Source organism: Acidaminococcus hominis (assembly GCF_022484025.1).
GTDB classification, from domain to species: domain Bacteria; phylum Bacillota; class Negativicutes; order Acidaminococcales; family Acidaminococcaceae; genus Acidaminococcus; species Acidaminococcus hominis.
This window is the reverse complement of sequence record NZ_JAKVMG010000001.1, coordinates 421,433-438,584: the sequence shown is the minus strand read 5'-3', so window position 1 is coordinate 438,584 and position 17,152 is coordinate 421,433. Positions and strand designations below refer to the sequence as shown.

At 49.0% G+C, this 17,152-nt stretch carries 13 protein-coding genes, 3 rRNA genes and 1 pseudogene; 9 read left to right on the top strand and 8 right to left on the bottom strand.

The genetic code is table 11. From position 1 onward, the window contains the following. Positions 1 to 2: 2 nt before the first annotated feature. From LKE88_RS02085 to LKE88_RS02050, 9 genes and pseudogenes are all read left to right on the top strand, one after another. A complete protein-coding gene (locus tag LKE88_RS02085; protein ID WP_276802544.1) occupies positions 3 to 278 on the top strand; it encodes a hypothetical protein in 276 nt (91 codons plus the stop codon). Between the two features lie 89 nt (positions 279 to 367). Beyond that, a complete protein-coding gene (locus tag LKE88_RS02080; RefSeq protein ID WP_276802542.1) occupies positions 368 to 1,072 on the top strand; it encodes a virulence protein in 705 nt (234 codons plus the stop codon). After that, on the top strand, positions 1,056 to 1,283 hold the full coding sequence (locus LKE88_RS02075) for a DUF4314 domain-containing protein (protein WP_276802540.1): 228 nt from the start codon (positions 1,056 to 1,058) through the stop codon (positions 1,281 to 1,283). The genes LKE88_RS02080 and LKE88_RS02075 overlap by 17 nt, the downstream gene beginning before the upstream one ends. 69 nt (positions 1,284 to 1,352) lie before the next feature. Beyond that, positions 1,353 to 2,639 (top strand): annotated as a pseudogene (locus tag LKE88_RS02070) (terminase large subunit); the annotation flags it as partial. Further along, positions 2,620 to 3,150 (top strand): N-acetylmuramoyl-L-alanine amidase, encoded by a 531-nt coding sequence (locus LKE88_RS02065; RefSeq protein ID WP_276802538.1) that lies wholly within the window; start codon positions 2,620 to 2,622, stop codon positions 3,148 to 3,150. The pseudogene LKE88_RS02070 and the gene LKE88_RS02065, both read left to right, overlap by 20 nt. 140 nt (positions 3,151 to 3,290) lie before the next feature. After that, positions 3,291 to 3,710 (top strand): RNA polymerase subunit sigma-70, encoded by a 420-nt coding sequence (locus LKE88_RS02060; protein ID WP_276802536.1) that lies wholly within the window; start codon positions 3,291 to 3,293, stop codon positions 3,708 to 3,710. Beyond that, a complete protein-coding gene (locus LKE88_RS13115) occupies positions 3,707 to 3,883 on the top strand; it encodes an SHOCT domain-containing protein (RefSeq protein ID WP_338076929.1) in 177 nt (58 codons plus the stop codon). The genes LKE88_RS02060 and LKE88_RS13115 overlap by 4 nt, the downstream gene beginning before the upstream one ends. A gap of 46 nt (positions 3,884 to 3,929) precedes the next feature. Next, positions 3,930 to 6,224, top strand: a complete 2,295-nt coding sequence (locus tag LKE88_RS02055) for a recombinase family protein (protein WP_276802534.1) — start codon at positions 3,930 to 3,932, stop codon at positions 6,222 to 6,224. Beyond that, the gene (locus LKE88_RS02050; protein WP_105325363.1) at positions 6,221 to 7,138 is read left to right on the top strand and encodes an IS3 family transposase; all 918 of its coding nucleotides are present in this window, start codon (positions 6,221 to 6,223) and stop codon (positions 7,136 to 7,138) included. Before LKE88_RS02055 ends, LKE88_RS02050 begins: the two co-directional genes overlap by 4 nt. Positions 7,139 to 7,823: 685 nt before the next feature. On the opposite strand, the gene rrf is transcribed toward LKE88_RS02050, so the two are convergent. The 8 genes from rrf to LKE88_RS02015 form a co-directional block, all read right to left on the bottom strand. Then, a 5S ribosomal RNA gene (rrf, locus tag LKE88_RS02045) occupies positions 7,824 to 7,940 on the bottom strand. Positions 7,941 to 8,007: 67 nt separating this feature from the next. Beyond that, positions 8,008 to 10,913 (bottom strand): 23S ribosomal RNA (locus tag LKE88_RS02040). A gap of 391 nt (positions 10,914 to 11,304) precedes the next feature. Beyond that, positions 11,305 to 12,860, bottom strand: a 16S ribosomal RNA gene (locus tag LKE88_RS02035). The 16S, 23S and 5S rRNA genes sit together here, the layout of an rRNA operon. Before the next feature lie 948 nt (positions 12,861 to 13,808). Beyond that, positions 13,809 to 14,246 (bottom strand): DUF559 domain-containing protein, encoded by a 438-nt coding sequence (locus LKE88_RS02030; RefSeq protein WP_158572292.1) that lies wholly within the window; start codon positions 14,244 to 14,246, stop codon positions 13,809 to 13,811. A 238-nt stretch (positions 14,247 to 14,484) separates the two neighbouring features. Then, positions 14,485 to 14,673, bottom strand: a complete 189-nt coding sequence (locus LKE88_RS13140) for an MBL fold metallo-hydrolase (protein WP_420837389.1) — start codon at positions 14,671 to 14,673, stop codon at positions 14,485 to 14,487. Positions 14,674 to 14,794: 121 nt separating this feature from the next. Next, the gene (locus tag LKE88_RS02025; protein ID WP_105325522.1) at positions 14,795 to 15,388 is read right to left on the bottom strand and encodes a plasmid pRiA4b ORF-3 family protein; all 594 of its coding nucleotides are present in this window, start codon (positions 15,386 to 15,388) and stop codon (positions 14,795 to 14,797) included. A gap of 83 nt (positions 15,389 to 15,471) precedes the next feature. Next, positions 15,472 to 16,038: a hypothetical protein gene (locus tag LKE88_RS02020; protein ID WP_276802532.1), complete on the bottom strand. Its 567-nt coding sequence runs from the start codon at positions 16,036 to 16,038 to the stop codon at positions 15,472 to 15,474. A gap of 344 nt (positions 16,039 to 16,382) precedes the next feature. Further along, complete coding sequence (locus LKE88_RS02015; RefSeq protein WP_158572295.1) at positions 16,383 to 17,003, bottom strand: plasmid pRiA4b ORF-3 family protein; 621 nt, start codon at positions 17,001 to 17,003, stop codon at positions 16,383 to 16,385. Positions 17,004 to 17,152 lie beyond the last annotated feature (149 nt).

The following is a 17,152-nucleotide window of genomic DNA, read 5'->3' as shown; positions in this document are numbered from 1 at the left end:
AAATGGATATTGAAACGATTAAAAATGAAATTAAGGAACATATTTTGGATTCAGTGCAGGAGGATGCCAAGAACGCCACTATTTCCTGGCTCCATACAACGGTGCTTCCGGCAGCCAAGGAAGTAGCGGATGCCTACACCGCTGCGTTGCAGGCATCCGCTGACAAGGAAACCGGTTGGAACAAGTTCCGCGACCAATGCTTCCTGCCGACACTGATTGACGGTGGCCTGTGGCTAATCGGAAAGCTGCTCGGTAAAATGGTGGCAGTACAAGAATAATCTGTACAAATTATGGTACAAACCCCTTGCTATAATTGCCGGTTAGAGTGATATATGTACATGACAAAAAACGAAAGGGGTTTACTACCATGAAGATTATGTACCATGCACAAGGAAAAACACGTAAGGAACTGGCGAATGCCATCAGCACCATTACCGGAGCCGCCAAAGTATATCAGGGGATTCCCAGCTATGCCTATGAGATTGACTGCTTCACGGTCGACCGCGACGGCAATCTTAATTTTGATGACAGTACAGACATTAAGAATTTACTCGAGAAACTCGACAGCATGGGATTCCATGTCGATCCAGCCGAACCAATAGAGAAAGAACCTGACGATTCGGCGTCTAAGCAGGAGAATATAGACGACTTGGTGATTGCCATGCCGCGCTCTTTCTTCACCGATACGGCACTGGAAAATCTCAAGAAACTGATTCAGGCCAAGAGCAATCTCATGTTAAAAGTTTTCCAAACTGATGTGCTGTGTATGCAGGTAACAGAGGATAAAGTGTTATTCCCCTGGTTCACCGGCTGCCCGGATGCCGATACGGTCAAAACCTGCACCCATTTCATTACGGCGCTCTGCCATCTGGCAAAGAAGCAGAAACGGGTGCTGGCAACGGAGCACCCATCCACCAACGAGAAATACGACTTCCGCTGCTTTCTGCTTCGCCTTGGCTTTATCGGTACGAAATACAAGGACGAACGGAAGCTGCTCCTGCAGCACCTTTCCGGCTCCTCGGCCTTTAAAAATGGCAGAAAGGAAGAACACCCTGATGAGATATCCGAATAAGGAAAGGCTGGAGCAACTGCGCAGCACATATCCCGCCGGGACGCGGATTGTACTGGTGCAAATGGACGACGCCCAGGCTCCGCCGATCGGCACCAAGGGAACAGTCGTCGGTGTGGATGACACCGGCAGTCTGCTGGTGCATTGGGATAACGGCAGTACGTTGACTGTGCTGTACGGCATAGACCGCTGCCTTACAATCAGAAAGAAATAATCCATATCATCATTACCAAGACTGCCCACTTCGGCGGTCTTTTTGTTGCCGCAAAGGAGGTGACGCTGCTTGCGAAAATTGAAACGCTATCGATCTACAAAATTCAAGGCCAAGGATTCCAAATACAACAAAACCATGGCGGACTATGCCGTGTCCTTTATCGAATGCCTCTGCCATACCAAGGGAACCTGGGCCGGAAAGCCGTTTGAGCTGATCGACTGGCAGGAGCAGATTATCCGCGATGTGTTCGGCATCTTAAAGCCGAACGGCTATCGGCAGTTCAATACCGCCTACATCGAGATTCCCAAAAAGCAGGGCAAGTCGGAACTGGCGGCAGCGGTAGCACTCCTCTTATGCTGCGGCGACGGAGAACAGCGTGCCGAAGTGTATGGCTGCGCTGCCGACCGCCAGCAGGCATCCATTGTCTTTGAAGTGGCGGCGGATATGGTGCGGATGTGTCCGGCCTTATCCAAACGGGTGAAACTGCTGGCTTCGCAGAAGCGGATCATCTACCTTCCCACGCACAGCTTTTATCAGGTCTTGTCTGCTGATGCCTATAGCAAGCATGGCTTTAATGTAAGCGGCGTGATCTTTGACGAACTGCACACGCAGCCGAACCGGAAGCTGTTTGATGTCATGACTAAAGGCTCCGGCGATGCCCGGACGCAGCCGTTGTATTTCCTTATTACGACAGCCGGAACGGACACCCATTCCATTTGCTATGAAACCCATCAAAAGGCACTGGATATTATCGCAGGCCGGAAGATAGATGCCACCTTCTATCCGGTGATATATGGTGCCAAGGATACCGACGACTGGACAGATGTCAAGGTGTGGAAGAAAGCCAATCCGTCGCTCGGCATTACGGTCGGCATGGATAAGGTCAAGGCGGCCTGCGAATCTGCCAGACAGAATCCCGCCGAGGAGAATGCCTTCCGGCAGCTTCGCCTGAACCAATGGGTCAAGCAGGCGATCCGCTGGATGCCGATGGAAAAGTGGGATGCCTGCGCCTTTCCCGTACAGCCGGATGAACTGAAGGGGCGCGTCTGCTACGGCGGCCTGGACTTATCTTCCACGACGGATATTACGGCTTTTGTGCTGGTGTTTCCGCCGCAGGATGAAACAGACAACTATGTTGTGCTGCCCTATTTCTGGATACCGGAGGAAAACGTATCACTGCGTGTCCGGCGGGATCATGTCCCTTATGACGTATGGCAGAAGCAGGGATTCCTGCACACGACGGAAGGGAACGTCGTCCATTACGGCTACATCGAAAAGTTCATCGAAACCATGGGCGAGCAGTACAACATCCGGGAGATCGCCTTCGACCGTTGGGGTGCGGTGCAGATGGTGCAGTTCCAACAGCGCCAATGACAACCGCGCCGTCACCATCGAGGTCGCAAATGACGAGGTCGGCGGGGACTGGCACGTCAGCGATACGGCGCTTGCCAAGCTCATCACGCTCTGCTCGGATATCTGCAAGCGCAACAACATCGCAAAGCTCAACTACACCAGCGACAAGTCCGGCAACCTCACCATGCACAAGTGGTTCGCTGCGACCGCCTGTCCCGGCCCATATCTGGAGAGTAAGTTCCCATACATCGCGGAGCAGGTCAACGCTCTGCTCGGTTCGTCTTCTGATACCGCCGAGACACCGACCACATTTCAGCCTTACCGGGTGCGGGTGACGATCCCAAACTTGAACATCCGCAAAGGCCCTGGCACCAACTATGGTACGATTGGACATTACACCGGCAAGGGTGTGTTCACCATTGTCGAGGAAGCCAGCGGCGAGGGTGCTTCCAAGTGGGGCAGGCTCAAAAGCAATGCCGGATGGATATCGCTCGACTATGCGGCAAAGCTCTGACACATCGTTTTAAGGCTCGGCGGGAAAAATCCTGCCGGGCCTTATTTTTTGTTTCTATTTTTTCTCTCATTTTTCGGCCAAACGGCACTTTGACCTCCATTGGGTAATGAGGACAGATGTTCTCAGACTGGAGGAAAAAGATGACGACTGAACAGAAGCAACGGATAACCGCCATGCGGCAGGATGGTTGTGGGTATACGACCATCGCCAAGACGGTCGGTCTGACAAAAGATAGTGTAAAGGCTTACTGCCGTGTGCACGACCTTGGAGGAATAAAAGCAGAAAGCAATGCCCGCGTCGCACCGGAGCAGGGCTTCTGCCTGTGCTGTGGAAAGCCGCTGCAACAGGCTCCGGGCAAGAAAAAAGTAAAGTTCTGCTCCGCTGAATGCCGCCAGCGCTGGTGGAACGCCCACCCGGAGGCGGTGCGACAGAAAGCTGTTTATACATTCACCTGTGCCCATTGCGGACGCTCTTTTACAGCCTACGGCAATTCCCGCAGAAAATATTGCTCCCACGCCTGCTATATCGCGGCCCGTTTCAAAGACGGTGATCCGGCATGAGCAAAGAACAATTCGAGGCCGAGAAGGACTATCAGGCTTCTATTCATCTGGCAAAAATACTCCTTCAAAAGGGCCTTCTGACTGCGGAGGAATATGCCATAATTGATACAAAACTGCAGGAGAAATATCGACCGTTATTCGGCACATTATTGTCCGAGAATTGCTTGCTATAAAGCCGTTTTAGAGTGATGTATGTGTACTGGAAAGGAGTGATTTCTCTTGAAAACAGTAACAAAAATTGAGCCTACAGTACCTCAAATGCCGGAACGCAAGAAAGTCGCTGCCTACGCCAGAGTTTCTATGGAAACCGAGCGGCTGCAGCATTCCTTGTCAGCTCAGATCAGCTACTACAGCGAGTTGATTCAAAAGCATCCTGATTGGCAATACGCCGGTGTTTATGCGGACGACGGCATCAGCGGTACTGGCACCAGCAAGCGTGACGAGTTCCGGCGCATGGTTGAGGATTGCGAGGCTGGGAAAATTGACATTGTTCTTACAAAGTCGATTTCTCGTTTCGCCAGAAATACGGTGGACCTGCTGAAAACGGTCCGCCACCTGAAGGAGCTCGGCATTTCCGTCCGCTTTGAACAGGAGCATATTGATTCGCTCTCTGAGGATGGCGAACTGATGCTTACGCTGCTGGCTTCCTTCGCACAGGAGGAAAGCCGCAGCATTTCGGATAACGTCAAATGGGGTACGATCAAGCGCTTCCAGCAGGGTATCCCCAACGGGCAGATGCGTGTGTTCGGTTATAAATGGGTTGACGGGCGGCTCACAATTCTCCCAGAGGAAGCCGAAATTGTCCGGTACATGTACCAAGAATACATGAACGGCGCATCGCGGATCGAGATTGGCCGGTCGCTTAACGAAAAAGGCATCTACACACGTCAAGGCAAAGAATGGGTGGATTCCAACGTCAAGGTTGTCCTCACCAACGTCACCTATACCGGGAATATGCTTTTCCAGAAGGAATATGTTGCAGACCCGATTGCCAAGCATCGTAAAAAGAATCACGGTGAGCTTCCCCAGTATTTTGTTGAGGACACGCACGAAGCCATCATCCCGATGGATGAATTTCAGGCTGTCCAAGGCGAATTCAAGCGCAGGCGTGACCTTGGGCCTTTCGGAAATAAGTCCCTGCATCTGACGGCTTTTTCCACGAAGATCACCTGCGGCATCTGCGGCAAACATTATCGCCGGAGCGGAAAGCGGAATACAGCCGGTGAGGTTTACTACATCTGGACCTGCCAGACAAAAAGCCAAAAAGGCGCTGGTGCCTGCGGCTCTAAGAATATCCCTGAAAAGACGCTTCAGAATGTTGCCGCCGAGGTTATGGGCCTTGAGGAATTTGATGAAGCGGCCTTTGCCGAGCAGGTCGAAGAAATACTTGTAGTTTCCGAGGACACGTTGCGCTTCCAGTTTTACGATGGACGCGAGGTCACAACTACATGGGAATCCACTGCCAAGACGGACTGGTGGACACCGGAGCGCAGACGCCTTTGGGGCGAGCGCCACAAGCGGAAGGATACCAACCCAAACAAGTCCACGTACTACGAATTCACAGGCTTCATCAAATGTGGCTGCTGCGGTGCAAATTACCGCTGCCAGTCCAACGTTCGCAAGGACGGCACACGCACACGTTCCTGGTATTGCACCGGGCCAAAGGACAAGTGCCAGAATACAGCAATTCGGGATGAAACCATGAAAGCTCTGGTTACCGAGGCACTTGACCTCCCAGCTTTCTGGTATGCTATGAATAAAGTAGACTGGCATATAGTTAAACCTCCTGGATTCGTTGAAAGGAGAGTATGTAAAATGTCTATATCGAAAGTCAGTGCAGAGGATAAATTAAAGGCTGTCAAAGCTGTTCTTGCTCATGAAGAATCACCAATGGTTTCTGCAAAAAGGTTAGGGGTTCACTGGAAAGCAGTACAGTATTGGGTAGATGAATATATAGGAAATGGTCCTGAGGTATTTAACAAAAGACAGGTTAAAAGTTATTCTGCTGATCTTAAGATCCAATGCGTAGAGGAATATCTTAAGGGCGAAACGACTATGTCCCAGCTGGTACAAAAATACGGATTAAAAAGTTCTCGTCAAATCAGAGACTGGTTAAAGAAGTATAATAGTCATGAGGAACTAAAAAGTTCGGGTACTGGAGGTGCCAAGATCATGACTAAAGCTAGACAAACGACCTTTGACGAGCGCGTTGAAATCGTAAAATACTGCATTGAAAACGGGAATGCTTACCATGAAACCGCTGAAAAGTTTAAGGTTTCCTACCAGCAAGTCAGAAATTACGTCTTAAAATATAATAAGTACAATACCGAAGGACTCATAGATGGGCGCGGACACAGGAAGCCAGTAGAAGTCCCTGAAGAAGCCCCTACAGAATATGAGTGTATGAAAGCTGAACTCAAACTGGCTAATGCAAAACTCAAAGCCAAGGATATGGAGATTGATTTCCTAAAAAAACTCGATATTGTGGAAAGGAGGCGGGATTCACACAAATAAGATATGGAGCCATTTATGAAGCCATTAAAGAACTGCACGCTGAAAAGAATTACCCTATTCTTGGCCTGTGCAAATTGGGAAAAGTGTCCCGGGCCGGCTACTACAAATGGCTTCATAGAGAGCCTTCAGCACGCGAAATTGACGACAAGGAAATTGCTAAAAGAATAGAAGAGATATACAAGGCTGACCCAGCTAAAGGGTACAGACGAATAGCTGATGACTTACGAGCCCCAAATAAGAAGATCTATCCTGACACGAAACCAATAGCAATTGGTGACGGTCGCGTTCTTCATCTTTGTCGAGTGATAAATATAAAGTCTACGATTAAATATGCCCCTAAGGGCTGCACCCAGCGTGCAATAGATCCTGCATACATTGCAGAAAATATCTTGAATAGGGAATTTAAAGCCGATGCCCCTAACCAGAAATGGTGTACTGACGTCTCAGAATTTCACTACTATGAGGGGGTAGTTGTGCATAAGGTATATCTGAGCGCGATTATTGACCTGTATGACAGACGAATTGTTTCCTATGTGATAAGCAACCGGAACGATAAAAATTTGGTATTCAATACCTTCAATAAGGCATTGTTGAAAAACCCTGGCGCGCATCCCCTGTTTCACTCTGACCGGGGATTCCAATACACCTGCAGGGATTTCCGCAAGATGATTCTAGATGCTGGTATGACGCAGAGTATGTCACGGATAGGAAAATGCATTGATAATGGCCCGATGGAAGGCTTCTGGGGCATGCTGAAAAGAGAACGGTACTATACTCGTGACTTCGACAGCCGTAAAGCTTTGGTAACGATGATTAATAACTACATGGAGTATTACAACAGTGGCCGTTTGCAGCGGAATTTGGGCCGTTTGACCCCTATGCAAAAACATAATAGCTACCAAATGGCGGCGTAGAGGTTTATATTATTAGGAACTGTCTACTTGACGGGGAGCACACCACCTTGCACCACTGTGGGGCGGAGAAGGCAAGCGGCCGGTGGCCGCTAAAATCCGCTGAAAAGAATTAGTAACTGGTTTAAACCAGGCGTTATGACCTGAATCTGTACTGACCAATTGATAATCATAATACCTGAATAAGAAACGCAAAAGCAAATATCAAGCGGACCTCTCCCTGGATTTCGGCCGAAGGCCGCTGCCTTCCACTTAACAGTGCGCTGCTTGGCACGCACTGTAGAAGGGGAAGGAACGTTCCGCCCCCCAGTGCAAAAGCGGAACAAGGTTGGGGTTCAACACCAGGATTAGATGCAAACTGAGAAATGTAAAACGCTTGGCTGGCCCCAACCGCCTTCCCTTGAACACGCCCCATCTGCGCCTTTGGAATTCTTATGCTAGGCGCATCTTCCCCATTTCAGCTGTTCCACAGCTGAAACGGAGAAGACAATGGGTGGAGAAGGCAAGCGGGCGGTGGCCGCAGCATCCCATTTGGCCGCACCTTCAGTGAATCGCTAGCAGTACGTTTAACCACCGCCCCCAGATAATAGACAACCCAGCCCCATCCCCGGGCTCTCTCCGGGAAGGGCTGGGTTATTGTTTTTCAAATAAGAAAAGACCCGAGTGAATCATCACTCGGGTCTTGCCTAACCGGCAGCGTCCTATCCTCCCGGACCGTTTCCAGTCGAGTACTTTCGGCGTATGAAGGCTTAACTACTGTGTTCGGCATGGGAACAGGTGGATCCCTTCAGCCATAACCACCGGATTTTCAATTGAAGGCATGAGCCTTCAAAACTTCATGAAGAGACGTTTTACTTCTTGGACTTGCGGTTTAAGTCAAGCCCTCGACATATTAGTACAGGTCAGCTGAACACATTGCTGTGCTTACACATCCTGCCTATCAACCTTGTGTTCTTCAAGGTGTCTTACCGGATTACTCCGTGAGAGATCTCATCTTAAGGATGGCTTCACGCTTAGATGCTTTCAGCGTTTATCCGTTCCAGACGTAGCTACCCAACTATACCCTTGGCAGGATAATTGGTACACCAGCGGTCTGTCCACTCCGGTCCTCTCGTACTAGGAGCAGCCCCCTTCAAATCTCTTACGCCCGCGATGGATAGGGACCGAACTGTCTCACGACGTTCTGAACCCAGCTCACGTACCACTTTAATGGGCGAACAGCCCAGCCCTTGGGACCGACTTCAGCCCCAGGATGTGATGAGCCGACATCGAGGTGCCAAACCTCCCCGTCGATATGGACTCTTGGGAGAGATTAGCCTGTTATCCCCAGGGTAGCTTTTATCCGTTGAGCGATGGCCCTTCCACTTGGATGCCACCGGATCACTAAGCCCTACTTTCGTACCTGCTCGCCGTGTTTGGCTCGCAGTCAAGCTCCCTTCTGCCTTTACACTCCGCGCGCGGTTTCCGTCCGCGCTGAGGGAACCTTTGGGCGCCTCCGTTACTCTTTAGGAGGCGACCGCCCCAGTCAAACTGCCCGCCTAACAATGTCCCGGCGATCGTTACTCGCTCGGTTAGAATCCCGATAGTTGAAGGGTGGTATCCCAACGGCGGCTCCGGTAATCCCAAAGGACTACCATCTCTGCCTCCCACCTATCCTGTGCATCAAATATCAGAACCCAATATTAGGTTACAGTAAAGCTCCATGGGGTCTTTCTGTCCAGTCGCGGGTAACCTGCATCTTCACAGGTATTTCAATTTCACCGGGTCCCTCGTTGAGACAGTGCCCAAATCGTTACACCTTTCGTGCGGGTCGGAACTTACCCGACAAGGAATTTCGCTACCTTAGGACCGTTATAGTTACGGCCGCCGTTCACTGGGGCTTCAGTCGAATGCTTTGGGTCGAACCCGGACATCCTTCTTTAACCTTCCAGCACTGGGCAGGTGTCAGCACCTATACATCAGATTTCTCTTTCGCAGGCACCTGTGTTTCTGGTTAACAGTCGCTTGGGCCTCTTCTCTGCGACCATCCTAGGCTCCAGGAGCTAGTCCCTTCACCACGATGGCTACCCTTATCCCGAAGTTACGGGTACATTTTGCCGAGTTCCTTAACGAGGGTTCTCCCGCGCACCTTAGGATTCTCTCCCCGCATACCTGTGTCGGTTTACGGTACGGGCGGCAGCTTTCTCACTAGAAGCTTTTCTCGGCAGCGTAGGCTCAATCCCTTCGGGAACAAGTTCCCTCCGCGTCACACCTCAGCCTCAGTGTACGGATTTGCCTGTACACCAGCCTGCATGCTTGCACACGAACTTCCAATCTCGTGCGGACCTGCCTTCCTGCGTCACTCCATTGTTCAAACGATTGCTGCCGGTACTGGAATATCAACCAGTTGTCCATCTCCTACGCTCTTTGCCTCGGATTAGGTCCCGACTTACCCTGAGACGACGATCGTTGCTCAGGAATCCTTATGCTTTCGGTGGAAAGGATTCTCACCTTTCTTTTCGCTACTCATGCCAACATTCTCACTTCCCACCAGTCCACCGTACCTTACAGTACGACTTCAACCCGATGGGAACGCTCCTCTACCACGCAAGCCTAAGCTTGCATCCATAGCTTCGGTTCCATACTTTAGCCCCGGGAATCTTCGGCGCAGGGCCTCTCGACCAGTGAGCTATTACGCACTCTTTAAATGGTGGCTGCTTCTGAGCCAACATCCTGGTTGTTTATGAGACCCCACATCCTTTTCCACTTAGTATGGCATTGGGGACCTTAGCTGATGGTCTGGGCTGTTTCCCTTTTGACAACGGGACTTATCTCTCGTAGTCTGACTCCCAAGCTCTGCAGCATAACCATTCGTAGTTTGACAGGGTTCGGTAACCATTACGGTCCCTATCCCGATCAGTGCTCTACCGCCTATGCTTACTGCTTGAGGCTAGCCCTAAAGCTATTTCGAGGAGAACCAGCTATCTCTGCGTTCGATTGGAATTTCACCGCTACCCACGATTCATCCGAAAGTTTTTCAACACTCACCGGTTCGGTCCTCCACACAATTTTACCTGTGCTTCAACCTGATCATGGGTAGATCACTACAGTTTCGGGTCTGCGAACACTAACTCATCGCCCTTTTCAGACTCGGTTTCCCTACGGCTTCGCATTTCCTGCTTAACCTCGCTAGTGCCCGCAACTCGTTGGCTCATTCTTCAATAGGCACGCCGTCGCTTGCGCTCCGACTGCTTGTAGACATACGGTTTCAGGTTCTCTTTCACTCCGCTCCCGCGGTTCTTTTCACCTTTCCCTCACGGTACTATGCGCTATCGGTCACTAAGTAGTGTTTAGCCTTGGAGGGTGGTCCCCCCGACTTCCCACAAAATTCCTCGTGCTTCGTGGTACTCTGGATACTCACCATCTCGCTCGTCCTTTAACCTACGCAGCTTTTATGCTCTGTGGCTTACCTTTCCAGGTAATTCGGCTAGGATAAACTTGAATTATGTGAGTCCGTAACCCCGGAAAGCCGAAGCTTCCCGGTTTAGGCTCTGCCCTCTTCGCTCGCCGCTACTGTGGGCATCTCGTTTGATTTCTCTTCCTCCGGCTACTTAGATGTTTCAGTTCACCGGGTTCCCTTCCCTAAGGATACCAGCCCATTACGGCTGGTGGGTTTCCCCATTCGGACATCTACGGATCAAAACCTGCTTGCGGTTCCCCGTAGCTTTTCGCAGCTTACCGCGTCCTTCATCGGCTCTTAGTGCCTAGGCATTCGCCGTATGCCCTTAGTAGCTTGACTTATAAGTTTTCGCCGATAATCGTTTTCTTCTGCGTCACTCGTCGTGTTTTGTCCTCGATATACCTTGTAGTATTATCTGCGGCAAAACACTCCTCGTTCCTTGAATAAAATCGATTCTTGACGAAAACAACTAGTTCTACTAAGGAACTAACGTTCCTAGTTTTCTCGTTACTCGTCTCTAAATTCGCATTTAGATTAGAGGTTTGTATATGTTCATCACAACATACACATTTTTTAATCTCGATATAATCGAAATTAAATTTTTGTCTCTTCTATGAAGTTTTCAAGGTTCATGGTTCAGGGACGAGCCCTGAAAACCAAATATTGATTATGACAGATGTGCGTCGACGAGAATAGTTGATGTACCGTAGTACCCAACGGTTCTCCATAGAAAGGAGGTGATCCAGCCGCTCGTTCTCGAACGGCTACCTTGTTACGACTTCACCCCAATCATCGGCCCCACCTTAGACAGCTGACTCCTTACGGTTATCTCACCGGCTTCGGGTGTTACCAACTTTCGTGGTGTGACGGGCGGTGTGTACAAGGCCCGGGAACGTATTCACCGCAGTATGCTGACCTGCGATTACTAGCGATTCCAACTTCACGCAGGCGGGTTGCAGCCTGCGATCCGAACTGGGGTCGGGTTTATGGGATTTGCTCTGCCTCGCGGCTTTGCTGCCCTTTGTTGCCGACCATTGTAGTACGTGTGTAGCCCAAGACATAAGGGGCATGATGACTTGACGTCATCCCCGCCTTCCTCCAGGTTATCCCTGGCAGTCTCCTATGAGTCCCCGCCATTACGCGCTGGTAACATAGGATAAGGGTTGCGCTCGTTGCGGGACTTAACCCAACATCTCACGACACGAGCTGACGACAGCCATGCACCACCTGTTTTCGTGCCTCCGAAGAGGGGGACCTATCTCTAGGTCTTTCACTCAATGTCAAGCCTTGGTAAGGTTCTTCGCGTTGCGTCGAATTAAACCACATACTCCACCGCTTGTGCGGGCCCCCGTCAATTCCTTTGAGTTTCAATCTTGCGATCGTAGTCCCCAGGCGGGGTACTTATTGCGTTAACTCCGGCACAGAAGGGGTCGATACCTCCTACACCTAGTACCCATCGTTTACGGCCAGGACTACCGGGGTATCTAATCCCGTTTGCTACCCTGGCTTTCGCATCTCAGCGTCAGACACAGTCCAGAAAGGCGCCTTCGCCACTGGTGTTCCTCCCAATATCTACGCATTTCACCGCTACACTGGGAATTCCCCTTTCCTCTCCTGCACTCAAGACTTCCAGTATCCAACGCCATACGGGGTTAAGCCCCGCATTTTCACGTCGGACTTAAAAGCCCGCCTACATGCTCTTTACGCCCAATAATTCCGGACAACGCTTGCCACCTACGTATTACCGCGGCTGCTGGCACGTAGTTAGCCGTGGCTTCCTCGTCAGGTACCGTCAATACAAACGCTTATTCAACATTCGCACATTCGTCCCTGACAACAGAGTTTTACAATCCGAAGACCTTCATCACTCACGCGGCGTTGCTCCGTCAGACTTTCGTCCATTGCGGAAGATTCCCCACTGCTGCCTCCCGTAGGAGTTTGGGCCGTGTCTCAGTCCCAATGTGGCCGTTCATCCTCTCAGACCGGCTACTGATCATCGCCTTGGTGAGCCGTTACCCCACCAACTAGCTAATCAGACGCAGGCCCATCTTCCAGCGATAGCTTATAAATAGAGGCCATCTTTCATCCCTTCTCCATGCGGAAAAGGGATCACATTCGGTATTAGCATTCCTTTCGGAATGTTGTCCCCAACTGGAGGGCAGGTTGCCTACGCGTTACTCACCCGTTCGCCACTAAGAATTTACCGAAATAAATTCTCCGTTCGACTTGCATGTGTTAAGCACGCCGCCAGCGTTCGTCCTGAGCCAGGATCAAACTCTCCAAAATAGAATTATTTTGAAAAGCCGCTTGGCTCTTGAAAATACTAGCTTCGATTTTTTTACTTCGTTGTCTCGAAGTGACTCGATCTCATCACCGTAAAGGTGACTTGACCCGCACATCTGTCAATCAATATTCAGTTTTCAAAGTTCGTCGGCTGCCTCAATGACAGCTCATTTATAATAACAAACTTTAGGAGAGTTGTCAATACTTTTTTTATTTTGGAAAGTTGAGGACTTACTACAGTTTTCTGCGAAAACTGTAGAGGTGTTTTTTAGAATATATTAAAACCGAGGTTCGCTTGGTGCAGCATTGCTGCTGTTCGCGGAAGGTTGGTTTCAATATCATTCTTTGGCCTTGCTAAAAAGCTAAGCCAGACACCTGTCATTTGCTTCCCTAAATTGCATTGGGTGAAGGCTAATTCAATAGCTCATCCAAGGCGATTGAAGTACTTGACTTTCTGCCTGCTGTTAGCTGCTCGTTTGTTTCCGTACGAGACAGCTTGTATATAATAGCACAGGAAGTTATGGTCGTCAACACATTTATCGAAAAAAGTTTTGAAAAGGCAAATGCTCACATCTAGGTGGCTGCAGCAGCTAGGCTGCTGGCCGTTTTAGAGGTTAAGCAAATATGCTTATATCAGTATTGATTATGTAAAATAGCTGGCTTAAATGATTCGGGCACACTTAGGCCTTGTTTACAGTACTGGCAAGCAAGATAATGGAGCAGGACATCAGGTACGGCGTATTCAATTATCCAAACGCAGTTTTTACCACTTCACCGATAAGCTGCGAGCGTTTTGAAAACGCCCAAATTAATTTTCGGGGACGAGAAATTCCCAGTGGAATCACAGGTCCCAGTTCTATTGTACCTAATGTCCTGCTCCTAAAAGCAAACAATGGTTCAGACTTTTGTACATCGAGAAATGTTGGATACTATTTTTGCCTAGTTTTAAATTCAGGGCCACGGAATCGTGGAATAGATACAATAATCTGCGTGGTATTGGGACCTTCTGGCAGGATTTTCCTGGATCCGGCTTTGTACCTTATTGTCGATTTCATAGCAGATGGTATCAAAGTACTGAAGAACATCTTTCTCGGAAAAACGCACTTCTTCCAGGCCCCATTGTTTGAGGAATTCGGTCCGTGCCTGGATATAAGCCAAGGTTTCTTCATCCGCTTCCTGCCCGTCAATCACATTGATGACCAATTGGGCTTTGACGCAGTAAAAGGTGACGATATAATCGTCAAAGACCTTGAATCTGCGCCACTTGACGGAATGGTGACGAAGGAAGGCGAACCAGAGTCGTTTTTCCGCTCTGGACATGTTCTTGCGAAGTTCTTTTGCCTTTTGCTGTAATTTTTGGTGTTTTACGTAGGGATTGGATTCGTTCATCATGATCTTTCCTTTGCTGCAGATAGTTGGTGGAATAAAGTCATTGTAAGTGGATAGCGAAAACTAGGCCCTGAAAATATGTAATTGTATCCGTGGTATTTCTCGTTAGAAAAAGTATATCATGCGAACATGTGTTTCTCAATATGCAAATTTAATAAAATATAGTTCTTGTTAAATGGATTCAGTGAAATTATGTTTGATGCAGGAAATGGGCATCCGTATTTCTTTTCCTGCACCTTCAGCTTAGTTCCAATCCTACCCGGAGCTTTTCCTGTCCCACAGTGGTGGGACCAGTATGGCCAGGATACAGCACGGTTTCTTCCGGGAGGCGGAAAAGCTGATACAAAATGCTGTGAAGCAGGGCGCGGGCATTTCCGCCATAGTACTCCGTGTTGCCAAAACTGCCGTCAAAGATGGTGTCACCCACAAAAGCGGCGTGAGCAGCAGCGCTGTAGTAGGCAACTACAAATAGGCGTCATGATGACAAACCCTCAGCCAAGTGATCTCACAGATCACCCGACTGAGGGTTTCTTGTCGCTTACTGTAGTTTACCAGCGGCTGTCTTTAGTGTGCTCGTAGGCAGCCTTTACCCATCGTACATCCCAGGTCAGTCCATAATTTATATGCTCCAAATCAAAATTTTTATAGGACCGTTGGTATTCCTGGCCGAGTGCGTTTACTAAAGTTTCCGGTTTCCACGTTTGATCTTCCTTTTGGATGTATTCCAGGTATTCCTGCGGGAACATATTTTCCTTAATGCCAATCCCTGCACCAGCTGTCACATTGGGATAATGGTTTCCTTTGCCTTTTTCCATGGGCCGCGAACCCTGGAAGGTAATCCTGAATTCCCATTCAGAACCATAATCATAGATCATGGTCAGCTCGTCCCCTGGTTCAAGCTTCATTTTTTCCAGGTGTACCCGATTGGGTCGGATTGACTTGGGTGCATCCGGATCAAAGCGAAGCTCATACCTTTTTCCCTTATAGTACAAGCAGAATAGATGATTATACTCTGTGTTGAAGACTACCAGGATTGCGTACGACAGTTGGGCCAGTGTGGACTTAGAAGAAATATCGATATCCCGCCAAATCTTATTCTCCATTTCTTTCACGGCAACGTGAAAAGTATAGACTTCTGCCATTTCAAATACACCTCCAGATATACAAAGACTTTACCACGCAAAAGCAGCGTCTGTAACCCCCGCCGAATTGTTGCTTAAAAAGCTTAATTGGGCCAAATGGCATAAAACAGCTTTTCATCCATGGACCCAGGCAAAATGGGAATCACCTCATTAGGGAAAGCTTCTGTATCGATATATTCATGGCCTGCAGAGCCTCGAAGGGTATACGATTTCCAAATCGTCAGCGTTTTTTCATTTCTTCTGATGATGCGGTATTGTATGGAATAATGGCCGTTGGGGTCATTCTCTTTCGTCCATACCCGGGCCGTCTGAGCATCTTTCCTAACGCTCAAGTTATCTACAAAGAAAGTGGCTCCGTCCGACCACTTTCCCAAATAATACCAACGATTGGCCGTGCCTGCAGCCGCAGGCCAAAGCCAGTTATAAATTTCTTCCATAAAGGATTCCGGAACAATGGCCTCGTACTTCCACTCCGACCGGGGTTTATTAGAATACGTCTTCTTGTAGTCCCCATATTTGTCAAGCAAATACGAGGCTGCCACCGCTACGGTCCGGTCATAGCGGTTAAAGGCCAATTTCTTCAGGTAGCTGTCTCCCTTTGGTCCTGTGTTTTTCCACCAAACAATAGCCTGGTAATCATTTTTCTCCAAGGAAGCAGTATCTACAAATCTGGAGTTATAAGAATCTGACCCCAACCAATACCACTCCGCCGCATACGCTGGAGCCACTGCAAGGCAGGCCAAAAGGGCCAAGCTTACTATTTTCTTTTTGATGCGCAAAACTTTCATCCCCTAATCACCAAATTAAGCTTCCTTAAATGCCGGTTTCCAGTTGTTCTAGGCTTCCCCCAGAGTGTCAAGCATTCCTTTCAGCAGGCCATCATTTCCAAGATAAATTCCCGCCAGGCCCTTCAATTATCGAATAGGGAACAAAGAAAGCTTACTCCAGCCGCTTTTCCCTCTGGTCCTGAGGTTTGACACTATCCTCTTTCTGCCTATTCCGAGAAATCCGGTTCAAAATCATCCTCAAAAGGAATTTCGTACAACGCCCTGAGATACCGGGCTTTTTCTTTGAGCACTAGATTCTCCGAAGCCAAATCGAACCGGGTATAATCCCAATACATCGGTATGCCCTGAAATTCACTAATGATATAGTCCTCGCCTTTTTCGTCCTTGTTCTGGACAATTTCTTCAAGACCATCTCTGCCGATATCTTCTATGATACCTTGTCCGGCACCGTCCGTTATCAGGGGATAACGGGGCCAGGTATTGCGCTCCATAGGCGCCTTTCCCTGATATTCCAGTTGGAAGGTCCATTCGTCACCGTAGTCATAAACCACCGTCAGTGTATCCCCAGGAGCCAGTTTCAACTGCCGCAGTTTCACCGCAGAAGGGTCTACGGAAGGCGGTAGTTCATCATCAAAATCATCAATAGGAAATTCGTAATGGACTCCTTTACAGTCTACGCAAAATAAGTGTTCTCCCTGGGCTTGATAGGATCCCAACACTGTATAGGCCAAAAAGGCCACAGTAGCATTAGAAGAAATTTGAAAATCCCGCCAAAATTTGCTTTCAAATTCCTGCAGAGCTACGTGGAAAGAGTATACATCCGTCATAGAATTCTCCTTAGTAAAATTGTTAATCACCTTGGTATTGGCAGCACAGACCCCGCCGGGCTTAGGCTGTTCCGTACACCTTTCCTTGAACAATAGCAAGTGGGATTTCATCAGTGGATTGATTCACGTTTGAGGGTTTTAGCATTCCA

Coding starts and splice junctions, on each gene's coding strand:
- LKE88_RS02085 (WP_276802544.1), top strand. CDS start 3: ATGGATATTGAAACGATTAAAAATGAAATTAAGGAACATATTTTGGAT.
- LKE88_RS02080 (WP_276802542.1), top strand. CDS start 368: ATGAAGATTATGTACCATGCACAAGGAAAAACACGTAAGGAACTGGCG.
- LKE88_RS02075 (WP_276802540.1), top strand. CDS start 1,056: ATGAGATATCCGAATAAGGAAAGGCTGGAGCAACTGCGCAGCACATAT.
- LKE88_RS02060 (WP_276802536.1), top strand. CDS start 3,291: ATGACGACTGAACAGAAGCAACGGATAACCGCCATGCGGCAGGATGGT.
- LKE88_RS13115 (WP_338076929.1), top strand. CDS start 3,707: ATGAGCAAAGAACAATTCGAGGCCGAGAAGGACTATCAGGCTTCTATT.
- LKE88_RS02030 (WP_158572292.1), bottom strand. CDS start 14,246: ATGAACGAATCCAATCCCTACGTAAAACACCAAAAATTACAGCAAAAG.
- LKE88_RS02025 (WP_105325522.1), bottom strand. CDS start 15,388: ATGGCAGAAGTCTATACTTTTCACGTTGCCGTGAAAGAAATGGAGAAT.
- LKE88_RS02015 (WP_158572295.1), bottom strand. CDS start 17,003: ATGACGGATGTATACTCTTTCCACGTAGCTCTGCAGGAATTTGAAAGC.